General features: G+C 47.0%; 25 protein-coding genes. 12 read left to right on the top strand and 13 right to left on the bottom strand.

The annotated features are described in order from the left end of the window. Window positions 1-146 precede the first annotated feature (146 nt). On the top strand, window positions 147-1,037 hold the full coding sequence (locus SHEWMR4_RS02930) for an aldo/keto reductase (protein ID WP_011621362.1): 891 nt from the start codon (window positions 147-149) through the stop codon (window positions 1,035-1,037). A gap of 54 nt (window positions 1,038-1,091) precedes the next feature. On the opposite strand, the gene SHEWMR4_RS02925 is transcribed toward SHEWMR4_RS02930, so the two are convergent. Further along, window positions 1,092-1,922, bottom strand: a complete 831-nt coding sequence (locus SHEWMR4_RS02925) for a MaoC/PaaZ C-terminal domain-containing protein (protein WP_083757964.1) — start codon at window positions 1,920-1,922, stop codon at window positions 1,092-1,094. Between the two features lie 395 nt (window positions 1,923-2,317). On the opposite strand from SHEWMR4_RS02925, the gene SHEWMR4_RS02920 reads away from it, so the two are divergent. Continuing rightward, window positions 2,318-3,106: a methyltransferase domain-containing protein gene (locus SHEWMR4_RS02920; RefSeq protein ID WP_011621360.1), complete on the top strand. Its 789-nt coding sequence runs from the start codon at window positions 2,318-2,320 to the stop codon at window positions 3,104-3,106. Between the two features lie 127 nt (window positions 3,107-3,233). On the opposite strand, the gene SHEWMR4_RS02915 is transcribed toward SHEWMR4_RS02920, so the two are convergent. Next, window positions 3,234-4,130, bottom strand: coding sequence for a TraB/GumN family protein (locus tag SHEWMR4_RS02915; protein ID WP_011621359.1), 897 nt, complete (start codon window positions 4,128-4,130; stop codon window positions 3,234-3,236). A 48-nt stretch (window positions 4,131-4,178) separates the two neighbouring features. Here SHEWMR4_RS02915 and SHEWMR4_RS02910 point away from each other — a divergent pair, with 48 nt between their 5' ends. After that, window positions 4,179-4,487: a hypothetical protein gene (locus SHEWMR4_RS02910; protein ID WP_011621358.1), complete on the top strand. Its 309-nt coding sequence runs from the start codon at window positions 4,179-4,181 to the stop codon at window positions 4,485-4,487. Window positions 4,488-4,625: 138 nt separating this feature from the next. Next, window positions 4,626-6,377, top strand: coding sequence for a GGDEF domain-containing protein (locus SHEWMR4_RS02905; RefSeq protein ID WP_011621357.1), 1,752 nt, complete (start codon window positions 4,626-4,628; stop codon window positions 6,375-6,377). Between the two features lie 22 nt (window positions 6,378-6,399). Here the strand turns inward: SHEWMR4_RS02905 and SHEWMR4_RS02900 are convergent, their stop codons facing one another. Next, entirely contained in the window at window positions 6,400-6,924 is a 525-nt protein-coding gene (locus SHEWMR4_RS02900) for a DUF3016 domain-containing protein (protein WP_011621356.1), read from the bottom strand. A 270-nt stretch (window positions 6,925-7,194) separates the two neighbouring features. Here SHEWMR4_RS02900 and SHEWMR4_RS02895 point away from each other — a divergent pair, with 270 nt between their 5' ends. Both SHEWMR4_RS02895 and SHEWMR4_RS02890 read left to right on the top strand, forming a co-directional pair. Beyond that, entirely contained in the window at window positions 7,195-7,503 is a 309-nt protein-coding gene (locus tag SHEWMR4_RS02895) for a hypothetical protein (RefSeq protein ID WP_011621355.1), read from the top strand. A gap of 149 nt (window positions 7,504-7,652) precedes the next feature. Continuing rightward, on the top strand, window positions 7,653-7,967 hold the full coding sequence (locus SHEWMR4_RS02890; RefSeq protein ID WP_011621354.1) for a hypothetical protein: 315 nt from the start codon (window positions 7,653-7,655) through the stop codon (window positions 7,965-7,967). A 6-nt stretch (window positions 7,968-7,973) separates the two neighbouring features. On the opposite strand, the gene SHEWMR4_RS02885 is transcribed toward SHEWMR4_RS02890, so the two are convergent. Continuing rightward, a complete protein-coding gene (locus tag SHEWMR4_RS02885; protein WP_011621353.1) occupies window positions 7,974-8,483 on the bottom strand; it encodes a DUF4240 domain-containing protein in 510 nt (169 codons plus the stop codon). A 125-nt stretch (window positions 8,484-8,608) separates the two neighbouring features. On the opposite strand from SHEWMR4_RS02885, the gene SHEWMR4_RS02880 reads away from it, so the two are divergent. From SHEWMR4_RS02880 to SHEWMR4_RS02865, 4 genes are all read left to right on the top strand, one after another. After that, window positions 8,609-8,992 (top strand): hypothetical protein, encoded by a 384-nt coding sequence (locus SHEWMR4_RS02880; RefSeq protein WP_011621352.1) that lies wholly within the window; start codon window positions 8,609-8,611, stop codon window positions 8,990-8,992. 74 nt (window positions 8,993-9,066) lie between these two features. Further along, window positions 9,067-9,864, top strand: coding sequence for a response regulator (locus SHEWMR4_RS02875; protein ID WP_011621351.1), 798 nt, complete (start codon window positions 9,067-9,069; stop codon window positions 9,862-9,864). A gap of 146 nt (window positions 9,865-10,010) precedes the next feature. Beyond that, entirely contained in the window at window positions 10,011-10,283 is a 273-nt protein-coding gene (locus SHEWMR4_RS02870) for an HU family DNA-binding protein (protein WP_011621350.1), read from the top strand. Window positions 10,284-10,573: 290 nt separating this feature from the next. Then, window positions 10,574-11,266, top strand: a complete 693-nt coding sequence (locus SHEWMR4_RS02865) for a TorF family putative porin (protein WP_011621349.1) — start codon at window positions 10,574-10,576, stop codon at window positions 11,264-11,266. A 43-nt stretch (window positions 11,267-11,309) separates the two neighbouring features. On the opposite strand, the gene rimK is transcribed toward SHEWMR4_RS02865, so the two are convergent. From rimK to SHEWMR4_RS02845, 4 genes are all read right to left on the bottom strand, one after another. Then, window positions 11,310-12,215: a 30S ribosomal protein S6--L-glutamate ligase gene (gene rimK, locus SHEWMR4_RS02860; RefSeq protein ID WP_011621348.1), complete on the bottom strand. Its 906-nt coding sequence runs from the start codon at window positions 12,213-12,215 to the stop codon at window positions 11,310-11,312. Window positions 12,216-12,381: 166 nt separating this feature from the next. Continuing rightward, entirely contained in the window at window positions 12,382-14,100 is a 1,719-nt protein-coding gene (locus SHEWMR4_RS02855; protein WP_011621347.1) for a putative bifunctional diguanylate cyclase/phosphodiesterase, read from the bottom strand. A gap of 9 nt (window positions 14,101-14,109) precedes the next feature. Then, on the bottom strand, window positions 14,110-14,544 hold the full coding sequence (locus tag SHEWMR4_RS02850) for a response regulator (RefSeq protein WP_011621346.1): 435 nt from the start codon (window positions 14,542-14,544) through the stop codon (window positions 14,110-14,112). Further along, window positions 14,541-16,694 (bottom strand): CHASE domain-containing protein, encoded by a 2,154-nt coding sequence (locus SHEWMR4_RS02845; protein WP_011621345.1) that lies wholly within the window; start codon window positions 16,692-16,694, stop codon window positions 14,541-14,543. Before SHEWMR4_RS02845 ends, SHEWMR4_RS02850 begins: the two co-directional genes overlap by 4 nt. Window positions 16,695-17,010: 316 nt before the next feature. On the opposite strand from SHEWMR4_RS02845, the gene SHEWMR4_RS02840 reads away from it, so the two are divergent. Further along, entirely contained in the window at window positions 17,011-17,187 is a 177-nt protein-coding gene (locus tag SHEWMR4_RS02840) for a PA3496 family putative envelope integrity protein (protein ID WP_011621344.1), read from the top strand. 107 nt (window positions 17,188-17,294) lie between these two features. Here SHEWMR4_RS02840 and SHEWMR4_RS02835 read toward each other — a convergent pair whose 3' ends face one another. Continuing rightward, window positions 17,295-18,257: a PDC sensor domain-containing protein gene (locus tag SHEWMR4_RS02835; RefSeq protein ID WP_011621343.1), complete on the bottom strand. Its 963-nt coding sequence runs from the start codon at window positions 18,255-18,257 to the stop codon at window positions 17,295-17,297. A 279-nt stretch (window positions 18,258-18,536) separates the two neighbouring features. Here SHEWMR4_RS02835 and SHEWMR4_RS02830 point away from each other — a divergent pair, with 279 nt between their 5' ends. Beyond that, entirely contained in the window at window positions 18,537-19,892 is a 1,356-nt protein-coding gene (locus SHEWMR4_RS02830; RefSeq protein ID WP_011621342.1) for a flavohemoglobin expression-modulating QEGLA motif protein, read from the top strand. 44 nt (window positions 19,893-19,936) lie between these two features. Here the strand turns inward: SHEWMR4_RS02830 and SHEWMR4_RS02825 are convergent, their stop codons facing one another. The 4 genes from SHEWMR4_RS02825 to SHEWMR4_RS02810 all read right to left on the bottom strand — a co-directional run bounded on the left by SHEWMR4_RS02825 (window position 19,937) and on the right by SHEWMR4_RS02810 (window position 24,657). Beyond that, window positions 19,937-21,379, bottom strand: a complete 1,443-nt coding sequence (locus SHEWMR4_RS02825) for an MBL fold metallo-hydrolase RNA specificity domain-containing protein (RefSeq protein WP_011621341.1) — start codon at window positions 21,377-21,379, stop codon at window positions 19,937-19,939. A 118-nt stretch (window positions 21,380-21,497) separates the two neighbouring features. Continuing rightward, window positions 21,498-22,367 (bottom strand): DUF2927 domain-containing protein, encoded by an 870-nt coding sequence (locus SHEWMR4_RS02820; protein ID WP_011621340.1) that lies wholly within the window; start codon window positions 22,365-22,367, stop codon window positions 21,498-21,500. Window positions 22,368-22,371: 4 nt separating this feature from the next. After that, a complete protein-coding gene (gene arsJ, locus SHEWMR4_RS02815) occupies window positions 22,372-23,634 on the bottom strand; it encodes an organoarsenical effux MFS transporter ArsJ (protein WP_011621339.1) in 1,263 nt (420 codons plus the stop codon). A 9-nt stretch (window positions 23,635-23,643) separates the two neighbouring features. After that, the gene (locus SHEWMR4_RS02810; RefSeq protein WP_011621338.1) at window positions 23,644-24,657 is read right to left on the bottom strand and encodes an ArsJ-associated glyceraldehyde-3-phosphate dehydrogenase; all 1,014 of its coding nucleotides are present in this window, start codon (window positions 24,655-24,657) and stop codon (window positions 23,644-23,646) included. Window positions 24,658-24,781: the final 124 nt, after the last annotated feature.

The following is a 24,781-nucleotide window of genomic DNA, read 5'->3' as shown; positions in this document are numbered from 1 at the left end:
GGCTGATTGAATATGGCGAATATTAGGTGATTAGCATTAAGATATATAGCCATCGAAAGGGTTAATGAGCGATTCCTTAATCTACATCAAAAAATCGACTCAGGTCCTTTCCCCAACAAAATACAGATTCCCAAAAGAGAAACAACATGAGCGGATCCCCTTTTAGTTTTTCAGAGTTTGTTGCCGGCTTTTGGCGAATGCACAGTTGGCAAATGTCACCCGCCGAGCGACTTAACCTAATAGAACAATATTTAGACTTAGGTGTGACCACTATGGATCACGCCGATATTTACGGCCAATACCAGTGCGAAACCCTGTTCGGTGAGGCCTTAGCCTTAAAACCCGCCTTAAGGCAACAGATGCAATTGGTCAGCAAATGCGGCATTAAGCCCGCCTTCGATTGTCGCCCTGAGCGCTATGTAAACCACTACGACACCTCCAAGGCACATATTATTGCCAGTGTGGAGCAATCACTAAAGCAGCTGAAAACCGATTATTTAGATCTATTGCTGATCCACAGACCCGATCCTTTAATGGACGCCGATCAAGTGGCCGAAGCCTTTGCTGATTTAAAACAGGCGGGCAAAGTGCAACACTTTGGGGTATCTAACTTCACCAACGCGCAGTTTTCATTATTGCAGTCGAGATTAACTGACCCCTTAGTCACCAATCAAATCGAAATTTCACCGCTAACAATGGCGAGTTTGCACGATGGTACTCTCGATTTATGTCAGGAGCGGCGCATTCGGCCTATGGCTTGGTCCTGTTTGGGCGGCGGTAAGATCTTTGATAATAACCATCCACAGGCCATTCGCCTGCAGCAAACCTTAGCGGTCATCGCCGATGAGATTGATGCCCAAGATATCAGCCAAGTGATTTATGCCTGGGTGCGGATGTTACCGACTCGGCCCGTGCCAATTATCGGCAGTGGCAATATTGCGAGGATAAAAACGGCGGTGGCCGCACAGTCACTCACCCTAGACAGGCAGCAATGGTTTAGTATCTGGCAAGCATCAACCGGACACAGCGTGCCTTAGCACTGCAAACAACACCAACAAAAACGGCGCCTTAGGCGCCGTTACTCATCATGCTTAAAGCTGCACTTCACCACTGAGATGTGGCCTGCGACCTTTACTGTCACGTAGCTCGAACACCCACTTGTCTTGTGATGTTTCGTAACCAAATCCCACTTCTGCGGGCATCAGTAACGGCAGCTTAAAGGCCACATCGACCACAAAGGGGCGTTCACCAATCTCAGGCATTAATTCCGCTAAGCAGCGCGCCTTAGACCACATACCGTGGGCCAGCACACGGTCAAAACCGAAACGTTTGGACAGCACAGGATGCAGGTGGATCAGGTTATAGTCGCCTGATGCTTTGGCATAACGACGACCTAAATCTTCACTCAATTCCCATGATTGGGGTGAATCCCAAGCCATCTCAAGCGCCTTAGGAGGACGAACGCGACGACCCGCGGTCTCGATACGATAGAGGTAAGTCGACAGCGATTCCCACACCAGCTCTTCGCCCACAAAGGCCTTAGAGACAAATTCAAACTCTAAGCCTGAATCGGTTTCACGGCTGGTGGTTAACGCGCATTCGAGGGAGAACACTTCATCGACTGTCGTCGGACGATAGACTTGAATACGGTTCTTTAAATGGATCATCCCCAGCAGCGGGAAGGTAATACCATCGTGGGTAAAAATCACCGCGTGCAGACGAAATGCCATCACATACAAATAGGTTGGCGGTAATAATTTACCGTCGAAATTAAAGCCACACACTTGGGCATATTGGCTAACTTTGGCCTCGGACACTTGCACATTGGGCGCCGACACCTTGATATAAGGCAGCGGCTGTTGATCCCAACCAGGTTTACGGCCAAAGAAAATCTTGCGATAAAGAGAAAACAGCGAGGGCATCGCGTTCAATTCAACACAATATGCATTATTCAAGTCTGAGTACCTTTTAATTAACTATCCCTACGCACGAATAACCAGAAATACCCCGTCCAGATGCAGAACATCTGAAAATCAAAAAACTCACGAGTGTAAAGCAGGCAAAACTGTGTCTAAAAAGGGCTGATGCTGACTCACCGGATGGACAGCTAAAGAGTCAGGTTTATCGAAAACGGCGTGATTATACCCCAGAGGATTGAGTTCTGGGTATCCCCAACTTTACTGTGATTTTTATTCCAATGAAAATCAAAACATTACAAAAACCCATACTAGGATGAGTTTACGATTCCCACACTAGGAGTGCGAAAATATTACGCCTGTGCCACACTATCGCCCCCAGTCTTTAACTTAGTTAACCCGTGCAAGATAAGAATTTCGATAAACTCGCGCAAAAGTTCGCGAAGAACATTTATGGCACCCCTAAAGGTGAAATCCGTGCCGCCGTGTTATGGCGCGATCTTGCTCCCGCCTTGGCGCAATTGGGCGATAAAAAACTGCGGATTTTAGATGCGGGCGGCGGCTTTGGTTATTTCAGCCAAAAGCTGGCACGTCTGGGCCATGAAGTGGTGTTGTGCGATATTTCCGCCGAAATGCTCGCCCAAGCGAAAGCACAAATCGATGCCAGCGACACGCCATTGGCAATCCGTTTGGTTCACGCACCGATTCAAGATCTCTCAGTCGCCGAACATGGCAAGTTCGATCTTATCCTCTGCCATGCCGTAGTCGAATGGCTGGCCGATGCGAAAACCACCATGGAAGGTTTGCTGACCATGCTTAAGCCCAATGGGCTGTTTTCGCTGATGTTTTACAATAAAGAAGCGATGCGCTTCCATGCGTTAGTGTCGGGTAATTTCGACTATGTTGCCGCCGATCTTAAGGTGAAGAAGAAGGTGCGCCTCACGCCCACGCACCCGCTTTATATTCATGATGTTAAACAATGGTTTGCCGAATGGCACATGACCCTGCTGCGCGAATCAGGCGTGCGAGTCATTCACGACTATTTGAAAAAACACCAGCCTGCGGATTTTGACTATCAAAAGCTGCTGACGATGGAGCTCGAATATTCCCAACGTGAGCCCTATATTTCGCTCGGTCGTTATGTGCATTTTCTGGGGCAAAGCGCCGCAGCGCCCCAAGCACCCGAGTAATGTCGCAAAACAATAAGGACGCAAGAGGCGTCCTTATTATTTTAAAACCGTTGATTTGAACTTAGCTATTTGCAACCAAACGCTTATAAACCAAGTATTTCAGTTATGCTCAATCAGACCAACGATATCAGTCACATTGCTCACGCCAACAGGCGATTACGGTGGCGCCCTTCTGTTTAAGTAGCTGAACTACGCTTTTATCACCCACCACATGGCCTGCGCCCACCACCACAAATAGCGGTTCGCTGGCGGCTTCTGCGGTCATTAATCTCATCATGCCATCGGCCATGACCTTATTGCGCTGCCAAAGAATTTTATCCAGTATCAGAGTGTCGCCCTCACCGCCGAGCTGCTCCTGCATTAAGGTATCCAGCGCAGTTTCATCACCGGAGCGCCACGCCTCAACCAGTGAGAGTAGCTCGGCATCTGAGGCATTAATGGCTTCGCGCACCATAGACCACTGGATTTGGCTATCGAAGGAGGATAGCAACTGAAACTGCGACTCCGCCGTCTCTAGCTGATACACAGGCTTACCCGCGCGGCCAAGCAACTGCATATCGACACCATAGTCGGTACTAAATCCTAAGCTATTGTAGCGTAATAGATTAAGTTGCGATGCCTGCAACCAAGGCGCAAAGGCTTGAATCGACTGACATAGGCTTGCTTTGTCTTCACAATAGTTGCGCATCACCTCTATCGTTTGCTTATCTCGGCTCTGCCAATCGAGCCCCTGTGCGTGAGTCGCCATACCATACTTTTGCAATAGGGCGCGGCTGTCGATTTTATTAGTATCGATTTCAACCACCAATCCCTTGGACTTGGTAAATGCCGCCTCCACTTGCGCCGGCATAGGATAAAAATCGGCACGACCAATATGGATTGAACCCAAAAGGTAAGCGGATTTTCCCTGCCATTGCACCTGATAAAACGGCGGTTTATCCGTCTGTGCCGCCCAACTCGGTCCACTGGTAAACATTGCGACGCCGCACAGCGCCAGTAATAGTCGCCACCGACTTGTTGCCATATCCTTTGCCCCTTATAATTCCTGCAAATTTTGCAATGAGACGCTGTTATGCCACACACTAAGGTTATAGAGCAACTGAAAGAAAACCTTCAAATCGCCTATCGCCAAGCCATAGACGCTGACACTAAGTTAGATGAGTTGAAAAAAGCGGGCCATGGGAAATTCACTAGCATTTTCACAGCCGAACAGGGCTTTATGGTGTCGAGCAACCGCTTTTTGCCCTATGTGCAAGAATTGGTGGATGACCTCACTAAGCTGCAACAACAGAGCAGCCTAGATCCCGTAGCACTGGAAACCTTAGTGCGCCAACTGGCCACCCTACTCAAAACCTTGCACGCCTTTAAAAAGCAGAGCTAATTCAATAAACGCTGAAATATCATCAATTTCAGCGTTTGCTCTCATTTACACCGTACGGATTTTCAGCAAGCAAAATTGTCATCATTTTGTCATTTCTAAGTCATAGACTCCGCAAACATTGTCGTGGGGACTGAAGTAATGACGAGTTTAGATCTGGCAAAAGAGCTTGATAAGATAATCACAAAGGGGGCAATCATCCCGCTTTTTCAGCCCATATTCAATATCTTGGAACACAAGATCCACGGATTTGAAGCGCTTAGCCGTGGGCCTGAGCACAGCCCGCTATACTCGCCCATTCCGCTGTTTAAAACCGCAGAACATCAGGGCAAATTGAGCGAGCTCGAGACACTTTGCCGCCGTATTTCGCTGGAACAATTTAAACTGCGCCAGTTCCAAGGCCGTTTGTTTATCAATATTTCCCCTAAGGCCCTGCTCGATCCCACCCATCCTAAGGGCATGACGCTGCAACTGTTACAGCAGCTTGGGATCTCACCTTCACAGGTGGTGATTGAGTTATCGGAGCAATATCCCGCCGACGATATCGACTTACTGAAATCTTGCCTGAATCACTATCGCAGCCAAGGCTTTATGACCGCTATCGATGATTTAGGTGCGGGTTACTCGGGTTTACGGCTCTGGTCTGAGTTATCGCCCGACTATGTGAAAATCGATCGCCACTTTATCCACCAAATCGATTCGACCCCGGTTAAACAAGAATTTGTGCGCTCGATTGTCGAACTGTGCCAGAGCCTCACCTGTAAAGTGATTGCCGAAGGGATTGAAACCCAAGAGGAACTCGCCGTACTCAAACAGCTAGGCATAGTCTATTGTCAGGGGTATTTGCTCGGGCGCCCCGAGGCACTGCCGAGTCGCGCCATGAAAGCGACCTTAGTGCAGAATAATACCCAAGTTCAGCCCAGATACAGCGAATCCGCCGAAAGTCTCTGCACCAGCGCCATAACAGTGGTACCGACACTCAAGCTTAAGCACTTAAGCGACACTTTTAGCTCTCAACCCGCCTTACAGGCCGTGGTTGTGGTGCAAGATCAACTGCCGCTGGGGATCATTAGCAGAGCGACTTTGCTGGAGCTTTTTAGCACGCCCTATGGCCGAGCCCTGCATGAAAACCACGCCGTCAGTGAAGTGATGGACCCGCAAGTGTTGCAGATTGAGGCCAGCGAACCCCTGTCGATTGTGAGCCAATTACTGACCTCGGAGAGCGCCAATACCGTCGCCCAGCAATTTATCATTCTGCGCCGTGGCAAGTTGCTCGGCATTGGCCACACTAAAGATTTGCTACAGCGGATCACCGAGCACAGGATCAAGATGGCAAGACATGCCAATCCGTTAACGGATTTACCCGGTAATGTGCCGATCCAGGAAGAACTCAAACGCCTCAGAAACCAACAAAAGCCCTTCTATTTGGCCTATTTTGATCTCTGCAATTTCAAGCCCTATAACGATATCTATGGCTTTTGCCGCGGTGATGAGGTGATCTGCGAAGTCGCCAATCTGTTAGTGAAATACAAGACGGACAACTGCTTTATCGGCCATGTGGGTGGGGATGACTTTGTGGTGATCAGTACCTGCGAGCAACTCATCGACCGCTGCCAACGCATTTTGACGGAGTTTGAGACCAATAAACCGCTCTTCTACAGCACTGAGCATTGGCAAGCCCAAGAGATGCTCGCCGATGATAGGCAAGGACAAGCCTGTTATCACAAGTTAATCAGCCTCTGTGTCGGCGTACTTACCCCCGCCCATACCTACAACTGCAATGAACATAGCCTATCGACCTTGAGTGCCAAGGCAAAAAAACAGGCAAAATCCGCGAGTAACGGATTTTGCCTGTTAGAAGAACTCAATATGACCCAAGCCCTAAGTGCTTAGGCTAGAGAGGTGACTGATTCGCCTAGAGTTTAGGCGCAATGGTCTTCTTTAACCAATCACGAAGCATCTCAGTTTCATACATAAATGGCTTGTCAGTGATAGGTTGAATGCCCGTCATAAAGCCCATGTCCGAGAGTTTTTCATCACCGGCGATGATCACTTTGTCATTTTCAAGCACTTGATAACTAAAGGTCATGCGCGGTGGATAAATCTCTTTGATCACCCGTAAATCATCGGCTGTAGCACCAAAGGTTGGGCGCATATCACCGGCTAAATCGACATCGGTCACCGTCATTTCTAACTTTTGATTCGGCTTTAAGACTTTTGCCGCTTCTTTATTGATATTGGTAGTTAAGGTATCGAATAGACGTTTTTCATAACGGGACTGAATTTCGCCCGATGATTTAATATCACGAAAATCCTTTGGGTTTTGCCAAACAATTTTAACCACCCCATCTTCAGTCATTGGGTCGGTTTTCGCCTCATCTGCGGCCCATACAGCACTGCAACTCAACACGCTGGCGAGTAATAAGAACTGAACTTTCATTTTTGCCTCCTAGGCCTAATTGTTTCTGCCATGTACAGTACAAAATCTAACCTGTACTTTAGCTTAATGCAAAATGCTATTCGCAACCGCATTTATTAAGTAAGTTTTTGTATAGATTAGTAAATATTAAATAAAACTTCAGGGAAACTCGTATCTTTTTGTATCCAATACCCCATAAGAGGTAAAGTTATTAATTTGTGATCATTTAACGCGCATATTACGTCAAAAAGTATTATCCTTCGCACACTATTTTATGACCACGAACGAAACATGAAATTCCCCGTTGTACCTGTGTTTGTATTAATCCTGTTTACTTGTTTTGCCAGCGCCATTTGGTTTATCTCCTCAGGGGAAAAAGACACGCGCCCCGAAAATTGGTCGTCCTTCATCTATACCCATGGTTATGATTCTGGCAAATATAAGAAAACTGATAATTTTGACAGTTATGAGGCCTGTCGAGACTATGCCAAAGAGCAATCTTCCTTCTACGATGATGTGCCTTGGGAATGCGGTTTAAAATGCGGTTTTGATACCCGTAAACAGGGCTTTCAATGCCAAGAAATGCGTAACGAGCAGTAAGATTGCGGTTCAGCTAAGGTTCAAGATCCCTCCGGTAAGCTTAATTTTTCGACAATACCTTTGGTTTTGTTTGTCATGGATGCACGATGAAAGCCAAACGACGATTTAAAAATCGACCGAGTTCCGGTGATTTTTATTTGGAGTTATCTATGAAACTAACAACCGCAAAGCTACAGCAACCTTTAATCGCAAAATTTACCTTACTGACACTGCTCACTCTAGGCACACTCATCAGTTTACCCAGCCAGGCCGCCACGCTCAGCGCAGCGCAGCAACAGGTGGTAAAGTCCCACTTCGATAAGCTAGCCCAGTCACAACAGCTTGCAGAAGAGCGCATGACTGAGCAGCTCGATCAAGAATTTAGCCGTCAATTAGCGGAGCAAGAGCATCAATTAATGCGCCAGACCTGCTCTAAATATGGCATGAGTTTCGATATGCGCAGCAGCGCCTGTTTACGCTCTTAAGCCGAATTAAAACGGAAATCGCGCACTAAGCTCTGGATATTGCTGTTTTAAATCTTTGGGCTTAGTGCTAAATTTTTTACCCGCTGGCGTCGCTTTACCCGAAGGCATGAAAGGTAACTCTTTGCCAGTTCTATCCTCGTACAATTGGCCCGCAATCAAGTCATAATCTTCGATAAAAGGATAGGCATAGCCGTCTTTCTCAGGCCATGCCGTTAACTGCGCCAAAGTGTCAGGATTGGCAATCACCGCCTCGTAACGCGCCTGCCCAAGTGAAATTAAAAATGCGCGAAATTCGGCAAAAGCATAATCGGAATCACAGCCAGTGATGATATAAGCCGCTCCCCATACTGACCATAAGTAGCTTCGACGCATCTGTTGGCCAAACAATTTATCGAAGGCTTTTAACTCGTCGTCACTCAGCTCTGCCAACTTTTGCTTTAATGCCTGCGCTAAAGATTCCTGGGATTGCGCGGGTTCACTGCGGGTCACTAAGTCCCAAAATTCTACTTCTGTCATCACTTAACCTAATATTGAATGCCTAAGCAAAGGCGTATTCTACATGATAATACGGTTATGCTGGACTCAGTTCAGGGCTTTTCCTACACTTGCCCCACTTAACATCAGCCAGTAAACCCGAGCCAATGCCTAAACGCCTTATTATACTGATAGCCCTCTACACCCTATTTGCCATAGTCGCGTTACTGCGGGCGGTTGCGACAGGTTCATTCGATCTATTCAGCCTAGGTGTATTACCAGTCTTGTTTGGCATACTCACGCAGGCACCTTGGTCTAGCTTAGTGCTGAAAATTTATATTGGATTACAGACCTTAGGCCTGTCGGCACTGGGGATTACCGCGATTATCGCCTATCAAATCACCCCGCAAGATGTCAAAGTGGTGATTGAAGGTCACAATATTCCCATGTTGCCCTTAGTGTTAAGCATCATCGCCTTGTTATTGGTGCAGTATTGGGTAGCCTTTTCCCGCATCACCCATAATTATTTAACCGCAAAGGTAAAAGCGTAAGCGTGTTTATTGCTAAGCCCTTGTTTCTAGACTAAGTTAACGGCTCCCTAAAAGACCTGATAAAGCCAGCCACTATGACTCATTTATCGCCTAGCGAACTCTCGATTCTCATTGTTGAGCCATCGGAAACCCAGCGCCGCATTATCATCAAGCGTTTACAGCAAGAAGGCATTATCAGCATCCAAAATGCCGCAAGTTTGACCCAAGCAAGGGAGTTGATTGCCCGCCACAAACCGGATCTCATCGCTAGCGCCATGTATTTTGAAGATGGCACCGCGACCGAGTTTTTAAGCTACCTGCGCACCAAAAGCGAATATAAAGACATTCAATTTATGTTGGTTTCGAGCGAATGTCGCCGCGAGCAATTGGAAATTTTCCGCCAGTCTGGCGTGGTCGCGATTCTGCCAAAACCTTTTAATGCCGAACACTTAGGCAAGGCGCTAAATGCGACCATCGATTTGCTCAGCCACGATGAACTCGACCTAAGTCACTTCGATGTGCATGACGTGCGAGTGCTCGTGGTCGATGACAGCCGCATGGCGCGCAATGTGATTAAACGTACCATTGGCAACCTTGGGATCAAGCAGATCACCGAAGCGGAAGATGGCGCTCAAGCCATTGAGTTAATGCGTAATAATATGTTTGACCTGATCATTACCGATTACAATATGCCCAGTGTTGATGGCCTAGCACTCACTCAATTTATCCGTAATGAAAGCCAGCAATCCCATGTGCCTATCCTCATGGTGTCTTCGGAAGCGAATGATGCTCACCTGAGCAATGTCTCTCAGGCGGGAGTCAATGCCCTGTGCGATAAACCCTTCGAACCCAAATTGGTAAAGCAGCTCTTATATCAACTGCTCGAAGAATAAAACCTAAGTCACGAATGGGGTAAATATTCTGCATTTTTGTTACTTATAGGACACAAGCCCGTAGCAAAGGGCTTTCCAATGGCTAAACCTTGTGGCATGTTAGGCACGCTGACTTAATAAATCTACGGAAAGAAGAGACAATAAAGATGAACAAAACTGAACTTATTGCCAAGATTGCAGAAAATGCCGATATCACTAAAGCTGAAGCAGCACGTGCATTGAAATCTTTCGAAGCAGCTATTACTGAATCAATGAAAAACGGTGACAAGATCTCTATCGTTGGATTTGGCTCTTTTGAAACCTCCACTCGCGCAGCTCGTACTGGCCGTAACCCACAGACAGGTAAAGAAATTCAGATCGCTGAAGCCACTGTGCCTAAGTTTAAAGCGGGTAAAACCTTGCGTGATAGTGTGAACTAATTCGCTCGACATTGATTTTATAAAACGCCTCCTCTGTGAGGCGTTTTTTTTGCCCTCACGAAAGCATGAAAGATGATTTTTTGCACAAACACAGTGCGTCCACCGCTCCATTTTTGAGCATTTTAAAACATTTAATTAACATCAATTATGCAACCAATTGTTTTTAAAGATGTTCAAATAATGGCATGTGATTAGCAATTCCCTTATCAGAAAAAACCATGATGCACCAATGTCACCCACTCTATGGTGACATGAGTGAATCGATAAATAAGTCAATCGAGGGGATGAGAATGAGAAAATCACTGTACAGCGTTTTGGCATTATCGACGGGATTGTTATTAACGACCAACGCCTTTGCGGCGGTGTCCGGCAATATTGGCGGCACCTCAAACTATCTATGGCGCGGGGTAACTCAAACCAACGATGCGGTCGCTATCCAAGGAGGCATTGACTATAGCCATGACTCCGGATTCTATGCCGGCACTTGGGCCTCAAATGTCGACTTTGGCGACGATACCAGCTATGAGTTGGATCTCTACGCAGGCTACGGCGGCAACATCACCGAAGACCTCAGCTACGATATTGGCTACCTCTACTACGCTTACCCCGATGCCGAAGGCAGCATCGATTTTGGTGAACTGCACGGTGCCATCACCTGGAAATGGTTTGAACTCAGTTATTCCCACGTGATCAACGCCGGTGATGATGTCGCGGCCGAGCCATTAGATAACAAAGATATGAGTTATCTTGCGGCCACTGCGTCTTTCCCACTGACGGATAAGCTGAGCCTGTCATTGCACTACGGTTATTCCAGCGGCGATGTAGTCGAATCTTGGTTCGATGAGGATAACTACGCAGATTACAACGTCACACTCAGTGCCGATACCAGCATGGGCACAGTCTCATTTATGGTGTCGGATACCGATCTGCAGGGTGATGATGCCAAGGTTGTTTTAGGCTATTCCTACAGCTTTGATTTATAAAATTAAACGCAAAAAAAACGCCGCGATAATCGCGGCGTTTTTGTTAGGCTATCACGGCGCGATTCGATTTACGCGCTAATACCATCTTCTCAATATATTCCACGATAGGCTCAGTCACCGAAATCCCCGTGGTCTGCTCAATGCCTTCAATACCGGGCGCCGAGTTCACCTCTAGGATCAAGGGGCCGCGATTCGATCGTAAAATATCGACCCCCGCGACCACTAATCCCATGGCTTTCACAGCGGCAACCGCCATCTTGCGCTCTTCGGGCGTAATTTTTACTTTCTCGCCGCAGCCGCCTAAGTGCAGATTAGAGCGAAAATCCCCTTCAGGCCCTTGGCGCTTCATCGAAGCCACGACTTTATCGCCGACCACAAAACAGCGAATATCGCTGCCGTTGGACTCCTTAATATATTCCTGCACCATGATATTGGCTTTCAGCCCTAAAAAGGCTTCAATCACGCTCTCGGCGGCGGTTTTGGTTTCGGCTAACACCACGCCAATCCCTTGGGTGCCTTCCAACAACTTAATCACTAAAGGGGCACCGCCCACCATGTTAATCAAGTCGGGAATATCATTGGGTTTATTGGCAAATCCCGTCACTGGCATGCCGATACCTTTGCGGGAAAGCAATTGCAGCGCGCGTAACTTGTCCCGCGAACGTGCGATTGAAATCGAGTCGTTGGCGGCAAATACGCCCATCATTTCAAATTGGCGCACAACGGCACAGCCATAAAAGGTCACACTCGCGTGGATCCGCGGAATAATGGCATCGAATCCTGTTAACTCTTGGCCTTGATAATGAATGCTCGGCTTGATGGAGTTGATATTCATGTAGCAATTCAAGGTATTAATAACCACGGCTTCATGGCCACGGCTCTCGCAGGCCGCCACTAAACGTCGGGTGGAATACAACTCAGGGAACTGGGATAAGATACCTATTTTCATTGCCAAATGACCAAATTAAACACTGTGATTGAAGCTCTGAGCACACTGCATCAGAAAGGGGCGCAGATATTTGTCTATTGCTGAGTGTAAAGCAAGAAAATATTCCTCACCAGACGAAAACCTAAGCCATAGCCAAACGTAAGATAATCTTCACAATTTAGGAGCACTATTTAGGAAGTAAAGGAATGATGAACTTTGCTTCAAATTCACTTGCTTCTATGGGGCGTGAGAAAAGGTACCCCTGCAACACGTCACAGTGTCTTTCGGTGCAAAACTCGGCTTGTTCAACGGTTTCAATCCCTTCAGCAACAGATGTGACATTAAAACCATAGGCAAAATTGAGTAGTGCCGTGAGTAACCGAGCGTCCTTTTCATCCTTATCGTAGGAGGCGATAAAGCTCTTGTCGATTTTTAACACACTGATAGGAAACAGCTTTATATGCTCTAATGACGAAAAACCTGTGCCAAAGTCATCGAGGGCAAATCGCACCCCGAGTTGCGCAATTTTATCCAGCACCTTGGCATGCTCATGGGGTTCTTCAATCAAACAGTTTTCGGTAATCTCTAATTCCAGCGCCTTTGGTGAAAGCCCTGTTTCGGCTAGCATTTTCACAATTTTCTCATAGAGATCAATATGACCAATTTGCGATGCTGACAAGTTTACCGCCATGGTAAAACTATGTCCCGTAGGAGCTAACTGCTTCAGCCATTGCTGCGCCTGTCGGCACGCCTCAAGCAGGATCCAATCTCCAATTTCCTCCATCAGTCCGATTTCTTCAGCAATGGGCAGAAACTGGTCCGGTGAAATCAATCCATCTTGTGGATGCAACCAACGGATTAACGCTTCCATACCGATAATTTGGTGTGTTTTCGAATCGACTTGCGCCTGATAGTAAACTTTAAGTTCATTCTGCTTCTGAGCCATTCTCAGACTAGATTCGATATGATTGCGATAACGCACTTCACGGTCTAACGCTTCGGAATAAAATTGGATCTGGTTACGGCCCATTTTTTTCGCGCGATACATGGCGATATCGGCACATTTCATCAATTCGGAGCTATTGGATGCCGCCTCGTTATAAAAGGCGACTCCAATACTGGCACCGATCATGACATCGTTATCCCCAAGACCAAACACTTCTTCGAAAGCCTTCAGCAGGCGATTGGCGACTATCATGGGGAAGTATTTGTAGTCATTGTCGGTCACCAGCACCACAAACTCATCACCGCCTAAGCGTGCAATAACATCCCCATCTCGCAATACCGAACTTAACCTCGACGCCACCTTTACTAATAGGATGTCACCCGTTTGATGCCCCAATGTGTCATTAATCGCTTTAAAATCATCGAGATCGAGTAATATTACCGCTAAAAAATCATTACTGCGTTTAGCCCTCGCAATCGCTCGATTCAGACACAACTCAAACCCATAGCGATTCATTAATTTAGTGAGCGAATCGTGCTCGGCCAATTCTTTTAGTTTTTGGTGGCTATTTCGTAAGGCTAGCGCCATAGAGGCACGTTGTTTGGCGTAACGAATTGAACGGCTTAAGATTCTTGAATTGACTTCATCTTTCAGTAAAAAATCCTGCGCACCTAACTCGATGCAACGCTGCGCCAGTTTTTCATCTTCATAGCGACTCAACATTAACACGACTGTTTGTTCCTGAGTCATAGAGTTGAGTTTGATCAACACTTCCAATCCATTAGCATCGGGCAACAAATAATCGAGTAATATGCCGTCAAAATGGCGCTCTAGTGCTAGGTTTAAACCATCGAAAGCACAGTTTGCCTCAATCACGTTAAAGGCTAATTTCGACTGTCGCAATGCCCTAATAATGGCAGTTCTATCGACGTCATCATCATCGATCAGTAGTAAGTCCATATACACCCCCTATACGCTTGGAAGCTCCACTATGCGCCAGTAACCTTCCAACATATTAAAAATGTTATTAAAACCGTCTTTAATATCCGTTTTCACCATGTAACCTGCGACGTGGTGGCTGTAAGCTCTCATCCTGTCTTCATCAGTGCTTGAGGTCGTTAGCATAAAAACCACAGAGGAGGACAGGGCAGGATTAGCGCGAATATGCTCAAGAAATTCGAACCCATTCATTCTGGGCATATTGAGATCGAGCAAAATTAAATAGGAACCTTTTATGGCATCTGAATGTGTCAAAATGGCAAGTGCTTCGAGGCCATCTCTCGCTCTTACAAGGGGGTTTAATAAGCGCAACTGCTTCATCGCCCTCTGCACCGCCATATAATCCACATCGTCATCATCCACTAATAAAATGGTGACTTGTTTGTAGTCATGACTATTGCTCATATCCCCTCCTTGTTGACTATGTGCATTGGCCAGCTAAATCTGAAACAGCAACCCCGCCCCTCTGATTCTAGTTGAATTTTTCCGCCGAGACTTTCTACTGTCTTTTTAACTAAAGAGAGTCCCAAACCACTGCCTTCGACTTCATCTCTTGGTCTAAGGGTCTGGAACATTTGGAATACCTTCCCATGAAAACGGCTAGAAATCCCTGGCCCATCATCAATCACGCTAAACCAATAATGATGATTCGAGGTTTCACATATCACTTTGATGACGCCTTCGCCCTTATCGTGGTGTTTAATCGCATTGCTGATTAAGTTTCTAATCACCAGTTCTAACAGGGTTTTCACTGTCTTAAACCTTGGGAAATTCCCTTCAAGAGCTAAGCTGAACCCCTGCGGCGGGGCAACTAAGGCAAACATGTCTTCGATCAGTTGCCGCGAATCGACTTCAACTCGCTCTGCATCAACCCGCCCAATACGCGAAAACATCAATAACCCGTCGAGTAGTAGTACCATACGTTGAATACGGCTTTGGATTAACCCTAGATATTTTTGGACATTTTCATCGGTGTTTTCGGCTAGATCTTCACTTAACCAGTTAGTTAATTGCTCTATGCCACGCAGGGGTGATTTCAGATCGTGAGAGGCAATATAGGCAAACTGGTCAAGTTCCTTGTTGATGCGCTCAAGTTCAGCGGTATGTTCAATGCGCTGCGCTTCAATCCGCTTACGCTCCGACACATTGTTAATGGTCGCCAGAATCGACACCCCATTGCTGAAGTGGATAGGTGTCAACCCAACTTCAATCGCTAGGCGCGTCCCATCTTTACAACAGCCAAACAAGTCATCCCGTAGTGACATATTTTTCGCAATCGGCTGAACCAGGTAATTCCCCATATGCTGTTGATGCACATCTCTCAGCGCTTCGGGAAGTAACATATTGATCGAACGGCCGAGCAGCTCATCTCTTGCATAACCAAATAAGCGTTCAGCATGGGTATTAACTAAGGTAATAATACCCGCCCTATCCACCATAAAAAGCGCACTCGGCGAAGCTTCAATGACGAGGCGAAAGCGTTTTTCGTTAGCGATTAACTCTGCCGTTAATCGAGATTCTTGATAGCGATTTCGCGCCATAGTTAGCACTGAGTAGAACAGGACTAAAATAAACGCACTTCCAATTACCTGTAACCATATGCTTTGCGTTTGTTCAGAGCTCGAGATAAATCGTGATTCAGAGGACACTTCCAAACGCCATACTTGACCTTCCATTGTCTCTAACTGGGATTGATAAAAAACATCATCTGCGGAAGGGAGTGCGGTGTGGCTAGTAAACATCAGAGTATCCTTGTTAGCCTCAATCCCATCGTAAATCGCCAGTTTTAAGCCCGAAAAACGTTTTCCCATAATGCCTTGCATCAGGTCGTTCATACGAAATGGGGCGTAAACAACGCCTATGGCCTGTTGTTTACGTTCTTCCTCCGTTATCGGCTGACCATGGTATAAAGGGGCATACATTAAAATACCGGCTTGGGTGTCGTCAGGGGTTTCTTGCACTAAGGTGACCTTACCCGACGCGGTAGGAAACCCTGTAGCAATAGCATGCAAAATGGCTGTGCGTCGCGTCGATTCTGAACACATGTCAAAACCAAGCGCCCGTTGATTCCGCCAATCAAATGGCTCTAAGTATTTGATAGCACAATAGAGTTCTCTATTCCCTGAGGGGGCTACCCTGTAATCAACAACCCCTTCCTGTTGTACTTCTCGAGTAAATGCATCCAAGGTCGCTGGCGTTAAAAGTTGTGCAAATCCTAAACCTTGAATACCAGGATAATATTCAGAGAGTCGGGCATTAGAAACATAGAGTTGCCATTCATGGCGCGTAACGCCATCAGAAGCGAGAAATAGCCCTACACCGCCACGTAAAACTTGCGCGTAAGCTGACATCCTGCTGCTTACGGCACCAATAAGGTCTTGCACATTATTATTAAAGCGCTCTTCACCACGGTCTCTTAAATATTCTTCGAGGACATACCAAGATATTCCCATGAAAAAAATGGCGGCGAGCAACATCAGCCAACTGGAACTGATCACGCTGGCATAAACGCTTTTTGAGGAGTTGAAAGACTCGGGAAAACTATCCATGTCCATACACGCTAAATCCCTAGCACCAAATTCATGAAAATGACTTATCCAAGTGTTGTTGGTGTTTCAGGCAAATTCAAGTTAATTCCGACTATTTAAGTAGGAATTAACTTAGAAAATAAAAATAATGAGTTATGCGCTTAATCACAAAATTCAGCACTCGCTGAAATAGCCCAAAATAGCGCGATAATATGACAAGCCTACGACGTCACGTTTCGGCACCACGGGAAGAAAATTTTACGTTTATTCGCAAAATTTTTTGCTTTTCTGCCACACTTTTTTTAGATAGAAAGGCGTTAGGAACAACAATGAGGAATTCGTTATGGCTCATATTACTGAAGTCGTGCCCAACGATACTGAAATTGAGGCAATGACCACCCCTAGAAACAGCAAAGCAGCCGAGGCAATGCAACATAAGCGTGAAATTAAGAAACGCTTGGAAGATTACCTCGAACGCGCCGAGTTAAGACGTGCATTAGGAGATGACGACTTTTTCTAAGCTTACCGTTCCCTTGAGGCGTTAGGTCACTCAGACCCTGCGTTTTTCGTTACATGCCTCACCCAGCTCCTTGGGGCTGGGTGCGACAATATACTGTTATTTTAATGCTATTTTTTACCACTCTTATAAGCCTGAGTTTTGATCAGCAGCCATTCTGCTTTTGCCCCGAGATATACATAAGCCCCTAATCCAACTAATAATCCCACCACGGCGAGCATCATCCATATCGCAGGCTCGATATATTGTTTCTCGCCCAGTGACGCCTTAAACATGGTCAATAAGGCTTCGATTGAAATAGCGATCAAAATCGTTGAAACAAAGCGAGTAATGGTTCTGCGGGTTGAGCTGTGGCGAAAAATATCCTTATGCATTAACACTTCTTCCTCTAGAATCGTTTTACCAAGGTCGAAGATTGCTAAGGCTAAGGTCATAAAGATAATAATCCCAAAGGGTTGCAATGGATCTTGCCCGACATGATCCACCACAAATAATCCATAAATATCCCTCAGCGCTGTCCAAAGTAGCACCATCACCAGCACAAAAAGCCCTGCGACAATCAGACCATACACGGCTTTAAAGGCCGGAGTCACCCGCCGACGAGCACTGTCGCCCATCATAAATTCAATCATGCGAGTCAAATCCACATCGACGACCAGATAGCCCAGCTTTTGCTCCTGCTGCACAATCGCTAAGGATGCCGATAAACACAAGTTACCACTGGCATTGGATAGATAAGGTCGAGTGATATTCACCCCATCAGACTCATCCCGATTGATAAAGTAGGGTCGCTGGCTTCGATCGCGATTGCCACCGAGTGGGACTAACTTGATTTGCTGGTCAACCACAGCGATATTTTGGCTAATTTGAACCCCTTGGGTATCGAGTAAATACATCAGTTCGACAAAGGGATAGCTTCCCGCAATCCCTTTCATGGCCTTGATATCGACTTTGGGTTGGTGAAATAAATCCGCGTCGGCAATACCCGTTAAAATCGACTCCATCAGCTCGTGCACTGTGACCTCATATTCATGATAACGCTCAATCACACTTAAATAGCTCATTGCAGCCATAACCCTCTCCCATTGCCATCATCACATTGCTCACACAAGCAAAGCAGCTTTAATGCCATAAGGAAAAGTCATTATTTAACAGCAGATTATGAAATAAGTGACAAACACCCTCGCGCTAAAATCAGCCACATTGCACCAAAATGATTCATTAAACCGATAACTAGTAAGGCATTTAATCGACAATCTTCTAATGCTTAGAGCTGATACCTATAAATACCGCGGCTTTACCGCTATGATTAAGCTAATTTTTATCTCCTATGTAGCAACAGGATTACGGGAATGTCAGAGTCGTTAGCCCAATATCAAGAAGATTTACGCCGTCTTTCCGATGAGCTTATCCGCATCCAAACGCCGATTAAAATTTTGGATGCCATCAAATGGCCACGGGAAATGGAAGAGCGTTTTCTCTCCAGTAAAGGCACGGTTCTGCCCGCGATTACACAGGATTTTTATCAAAAAATTGCCCTGCCCTTCGATCCCATTAAAACCCAGGCCGAATTGCTTGGGCTTAAACAAGAAATCCACCGCCGCTTAGGAAAAAAAGACAAGCTGGGCAAGATATTAGTCGCTAACGTCGACCAGTATCGTCTGGTGGTCGATATGTTGGGCCATAGAGGTACGCCCGTCTTTGGTCAGCTCAGCCAAGAACTCTACGGCAGCGCCAGCCACAGATTACACGGCGATCGCCACACCCTGCGCCAATTGGGCGATAAGCTCAGCTATATTTTTTCCCTGCCCGCTGCGCGGCATATGAATAAACATCATCCCAAAATCATCTCCGCCCCTGAGGCCGTGCATGTACTCAGCCAGAGATTGGAAAAGTACTTCCACAGTGATGATATGCGGGTACGGTTAAGTGACGGTATTGTGTCCGATGCCGCTGTGGGGGGCGATACCGTCAAACTCAACAGTAAGGCCATGTTCAGCGAGTCTGATCTTAATGTGTACGAAGTCCATGAAGGTTGGGTACATGTGGGCACCACACTCAATGGTCGTGCCCAGCCCCATGCGACTTGGCTCAGTGTTGGCTCTCCCCGCGTTGCAGCAACCCAAGAAGGGCTCGCGGTGTTACTCGAAATGCTCACCCTGAGCTCAAATCCAGGCCGCGCCCGACGTATTAGCGATCGCGTCGCTGCGGTAGATATGGCGGAAAATGGGGCCGACTTTATCGAGGTATTCAATTATTTCAGAGAGTTAAATCTAAGCGCTAAGGATAGTTATCGGGTCACACAGAGGGTGTTTCGCGGTGGTATGGTCGAAGGTGGTAGCTTCTTTACTAAAGATATCTCCTATGTTCGTGGTTATGTTGAGAATATCAACTTTATCCGTAGCGCCATTACATCGGGTTTACCCGAGCTGATCCCCATGCTGTTTTTAGGCAAACTCGCCATTGAGGATATTCCCGTTCTCTATCAAGCCTGCCAAGAAGGCATACTCACGCAGCCAAAGTATTTGCCGCCGATGTTCGACAACTTCAGCGGTCTATATGCATGGTTTGGTTTCGCCTCAGGATTAGCAGGTATCGATTTGAAAGGAGTGCAACGTCACTTCACCCGCTTATTTAAAGATGTGCCCAGTATCGACCCAAGCCTCGAGTTATTCGACGATACTGAGTTTGACAACAACTCAGATTAATTCAATCAGTTAGCCACAGCCCTATTCGGGCTGTGGACTATCGCTTAAGCTGTCACCCAGACTAATTTTGGTAAGGCGTTCAAATCCAACATATCTCCACGGGTGGCAATAGCAAGCGCCTTAGGTTTAGTTTTTGGATCTTGATTCATCACTGCGACTAATCCCTGCTGCGCTCCAGGCTCGCCATGCACCAGTACCAAGGGTGGCTGATCTTCAAAATGCCGATACCAGCGTAGCAACTCGGCCTGATCCGCATGGGCAGATAAGCCACCGACCGTATGCAATGTGGCGGCAACTTTGATGCTATTACCATGAATAGTGAGTTCCTCGGCGCCATCGACCAAGGCGCGTCCAGGCGTGCCAAGTGCTTGATAACCACAGATAATCACATCACATTCTGGCCGCCACAGATTATGCTCCAAATGGCTACGGATCCGGCCACCGTTACACATGCCACTACCCGCAATAATGATCAAGCCCTGATGCACATCGTTTAGCGCGATAGACTCTTCGGTGGTTTGAATAAATTCGACATTCGATAGTAAGGGATGCTGCCCCGGATGCTGGCGAGTAAAACGCTTAAAATCATCATCCATTAAGGGGTAGTTATTAACATACACCCGTGTCGCCTCAATCGCCATTGGACTATCGAGGCAGACTTTCCAGCGAGATAAGTCCCAATCTTTAGCATATAAATGAAATAGATATAAAAGCTCCTGCGCTCGCCCCACAGAAAAGGCTGGCAAGAGAATATTACCGCGGCTCTCGGTCACTGCCTTGGCAAAAATTGCCTTTAATTCGGCCAGAGTATCAGTCCAACTACGGTGGAAACGATCGCCGTAGGTGCTTTCCATTAACACTAAATCGGCGGTGTCGACTAAGGTAGGATTACGTAAGATGGGCATACCCGCTCGGCCAAGATCGCCACTAAATACCAGTTTTTTCTGTGCCTTGCCTTCGCCCAACCACAGCTCAACCAGTGCCGAGCCTAAAATATGCCCCGCATCGGATAAGCAGATATCCACATGGGGAATAACCTGCGTCACTTGACCATATTCTAGCGCCACAAATTGGGTGACGGCCTGCTCCGCATCTTCCACGGTAAATAGCGGCTCTAAGGGTTCTAACTCATGCTTAGCACGTTTTTTATTGTTTCTTTCGGTATCCCGCACCTGCAACATGGCAGCATCTTTTAGCATGATGGCACACAGCTCGGCAGTCGCTTTGTGGGTATAAATCGGCCCCGTATAGCCAGCCTTGACCAACAGGGGTAAACGTCCCGAATGATCAATATGGGCATGACTCAAGACAACGGCTGAAATGGCTTGGGGGTCAAAGGAAAATCGTTCGTGATTGCGTAACTCGTCAGCCTTACCGCCTTGGATGAGGCCGCAATCGAGGAGCATCTGCTGCCCAGCAATTGTGAGTAAATGGCACGACCCAGTGACTTCCTCGGTCGCCCCCAAAAACTGCAATGTCATCTGCATACCTTACCTCCAGCACGTTTATCTCTTTTAAAGATAGACTATGCCCTTATTCCTAAAAGAAAAAGGAATAATTAGCAAACCATGGTCAAAACCAACTTTAGATGTAAAACCTTGGGGATCAATAGCCTAATAGAGGATATAGCTGACCTTGGCGCACCGTTTTATCGGCGCGCTCCAAGCTGCCATCCCGCTGCCATTGTTCAAGCAGTTGTTGCAATATAGGCTGCACTTCGGCCGTTGTCATACCGGCATGGATGTCCGCGCTATAGAGCAGTTTCAGCAAAATATAATCCAGCCCTGTGAGTAAATCCTGTGGCGTTTTGTCGTTGAAAATAGAGGGAAACACTTTCACCGAGTCATTTGGTAAGCCCATCACTTGGGTAAGTTCTTCCACCACACAGGCCACCAATTTGCCGTGCATTTGCGCTTGGTCGACAGGAATAATTACCCAGGCGCGCTCAATCTCATTCTGAGAGTTGAGGGCAAATTTGCCCATACAAACAGAGCCATGAATATTACTGGCTGCACTCGCCCCCATAAGACGCATCACCTCATCGGCCCATTGGGATTGGCGGGTAAAGACTAAATGTAAATTAGCCTCTTCTAGCTTATCTACCGGCAAAATACTATGACCCGTGATTTGTGCCAGATGGCTTAAATGCATCAGCACCAATTGTGCATGCAACCCATTATCGCCCACTTGATGCTCGACAAAGACGCGCACGGGCTGACGCCATTTCCGTACCCGATGCTTATCTTTATCGTATTCATTTTTAAGGGCTATCTCATCAAAAGCTTGGATGATGTAAGCAGGATTTTTCCAATCTCGAATGGGTTTTGAAGCAAGATTGGGTATGTCGGCCTCTTTGGAACTTAACGTTGGGGAAACCGATGCTGAGAGTGGCGAAACAGAGGCTGCAAGTAGCGAAGCAATACAGGCTAAGCCAATAGAACGGTTACCCTTTAAGTGCTTTCGCAAGATTAACATCTTGTTATTCCTTCACTTGTCGAGGCAACTTAATAGAAATCAAGGCCGTAGTCGCGATAAAGGCAGTCGAAATCCATAAACAAGCTACCAGTCCATAACTCTGATAGACCCAGCCAGAAAGCACTGTTCCCACTAAACGCCCCATAGCATTGGCCATATAATAAAATCCAACATCGAGGGATACCGCCTCTTCACTGGCATAACTCACAATCAAATAACTGTGCAGTGAAGAGTTAATCGCAAACAGCCCGCCAAATAACAACAACCCCAAGAGCAGACTCAGCTGTGGTGCGAGATTTAAATACAGGCAGATGGCTATCAAAGCGGGTACAAGAGTGAGTAAACTCGACCAAACTAAGGCGGTATAACCATCAGGGATGCTATGGGAGGCATCGGCTCGACTCGCTCCCGTAATCTTAGGCGCTAAGGTTTGCACTATACCGTAACCGATAACCCAAACGGCTAAAAAGCCACCCACGGCCCAATGATCCCAGCCCAATTGGCTTGCCAAATACACGGGCAGCGCCACCACAAACCACACATCCCTTGCGGCAAACAGGAAGAGTCGCGCCGCCGAGAGAATGTTTACACAGCGGCTCTTCGAAAAAATCTCAGTAAACTTTGGCTTGTTCTTGGCTTTACCTAGATCCTTTTTCAGCAAGGCGAGGCTCATAAGCCACACAAACGCCAGCACCGTCATCATGGCGGTGATTGCCATGTTAAAACCTAACCAGGCCAACAAGGCACCACCGAGGAAAAATCCCGCTCCCTTGAGGGCATTTTTAGAACCCGTTAATAAGGCTACCCACTGATAAAGTTTGCCCTGTTCACCTTTTGGCACCAGCAACTTAATCGCGCTTTTTGCACTCATCTTATTGAGATCTTTAGCTATCCCCGAAAGCGCCTGCGCCGCCATCACCCAGGGCACGCCCGCGAGCCACAGTGGTAAACTGGCCGCTGGCACCAATAACATCCCTAATGCCAACACCTGCATACCAAGGCCTAGATTCATAGTGCGATTAAGCCCTAGGCGAGCGCCAAGATAACCGCCGATGAGATTAGTGACTACACCAAAAATCTCATAAAACAAGAACAACATCGCAATCGCGAATGGCGTATAACCGAGATCGTGGAAATGCAGTACCACCAACATCCGCAGTGCGCCATCGGTTAAGGTAAAACTCCAGTAATTGAAGGTGATCAGCAAATATTGCCGCACGGCCGCGGGCAATTGCATCAGTTGTTCAAATAGCTTGGCAGCAGGCACTATGGTCTCCTAACGCGGCATATCAAGCTGGCCGACTAAACGGGCGAGCTCTGCCGTACGGTTGGCATATCCCCACTCATTGTCGTACCACACGTAGAGTTTTAGCTGAGTCCCATTCACCACCATGGTCGAAAGCGCATCGACAATGCTCGAACGGGGATCGGTTTTATAATCAACCGACACTAACGGCCGCTCCTCATAACCTAAAATACCCTTAAGCTCACCTTCGGCGGCGCTTTGTAGCAACGCATTCACTTCTGCTTCAGTCACTCTGCGCTCAAGCTCAAATACACAGTCGGTAAGGGACGCATTAGCGAGCGGCACCCGTACGGCATGGCCATTCAACTTGCCCTTAAGCTCTGGGAAAATATGGGTAATTGCCGTCGCACTGCCGGTGGTGGTGGGGATTAAACTCAAACCACAGGCGCGGGCACGGCGTAAATCCTTATGGGGCGCATCGAGAATCGTCTGGGTATTGGTAATATCGTGGATGGTCGTCATGGAACCATGCCTAATGCCGATCTGCTCATGGATCACTTTCACCACAGGCGCAAGGCAGTTGGTAGTACAAGATGCGGCAGTGACGATTGGGTGGATAGTAGGATCGTATAGCTGATGGTTCACGCCCATCACCACATTTAACACCCCCTCTTCTTTCACAGGTGCGGTCACAACCACCCGCTTAACGCCTTGATCTAAATAGGCTTGTAGCAAGGCTTTGGTTTTCATCACGCCGGAGGCTTCAATCACCACATCGCATCCCGACCAATCGGTCTCAGCAATCGTTTTATTGCCTGTAGTGTGAATGGTTTTATCTTGAATTTGAATGCCATCGTGACTCGCCGTTACCGGATAACGCCAGCGACCATGGACTGAATCGAACTCAAGCAAATGGGCCAAGGTAGCCGCATCCCCAGCAGGATCATTAATCTGCACAAACTCAACATCATCCCATTCCCACGCCGCACGCAGGGCTAAACGCCCCATACGCCCGAAACCATTAATGCCAATTTTGATTGCCATGCTGATATTCCAATAAGTTAATTTAAAATTTTAATGTCGCTAATTATTATATTTTCTGAATACTACTAATAGGTTACTTAAGCGGTAACACCACCATTGCCAAACATTTAGGATGACAATGGCG

The organism is Shewanella sp. MR-4, assembly GCF_000014685.1.
Lineage (GTDB): Bacteria > Pseudomonadota > Gammaproteobacteria > Enterobacterales > Shewanellaceae > Shewanella.
This window is presented reverse-complemented; position numbering and strand designations above follow the sequence as displayed.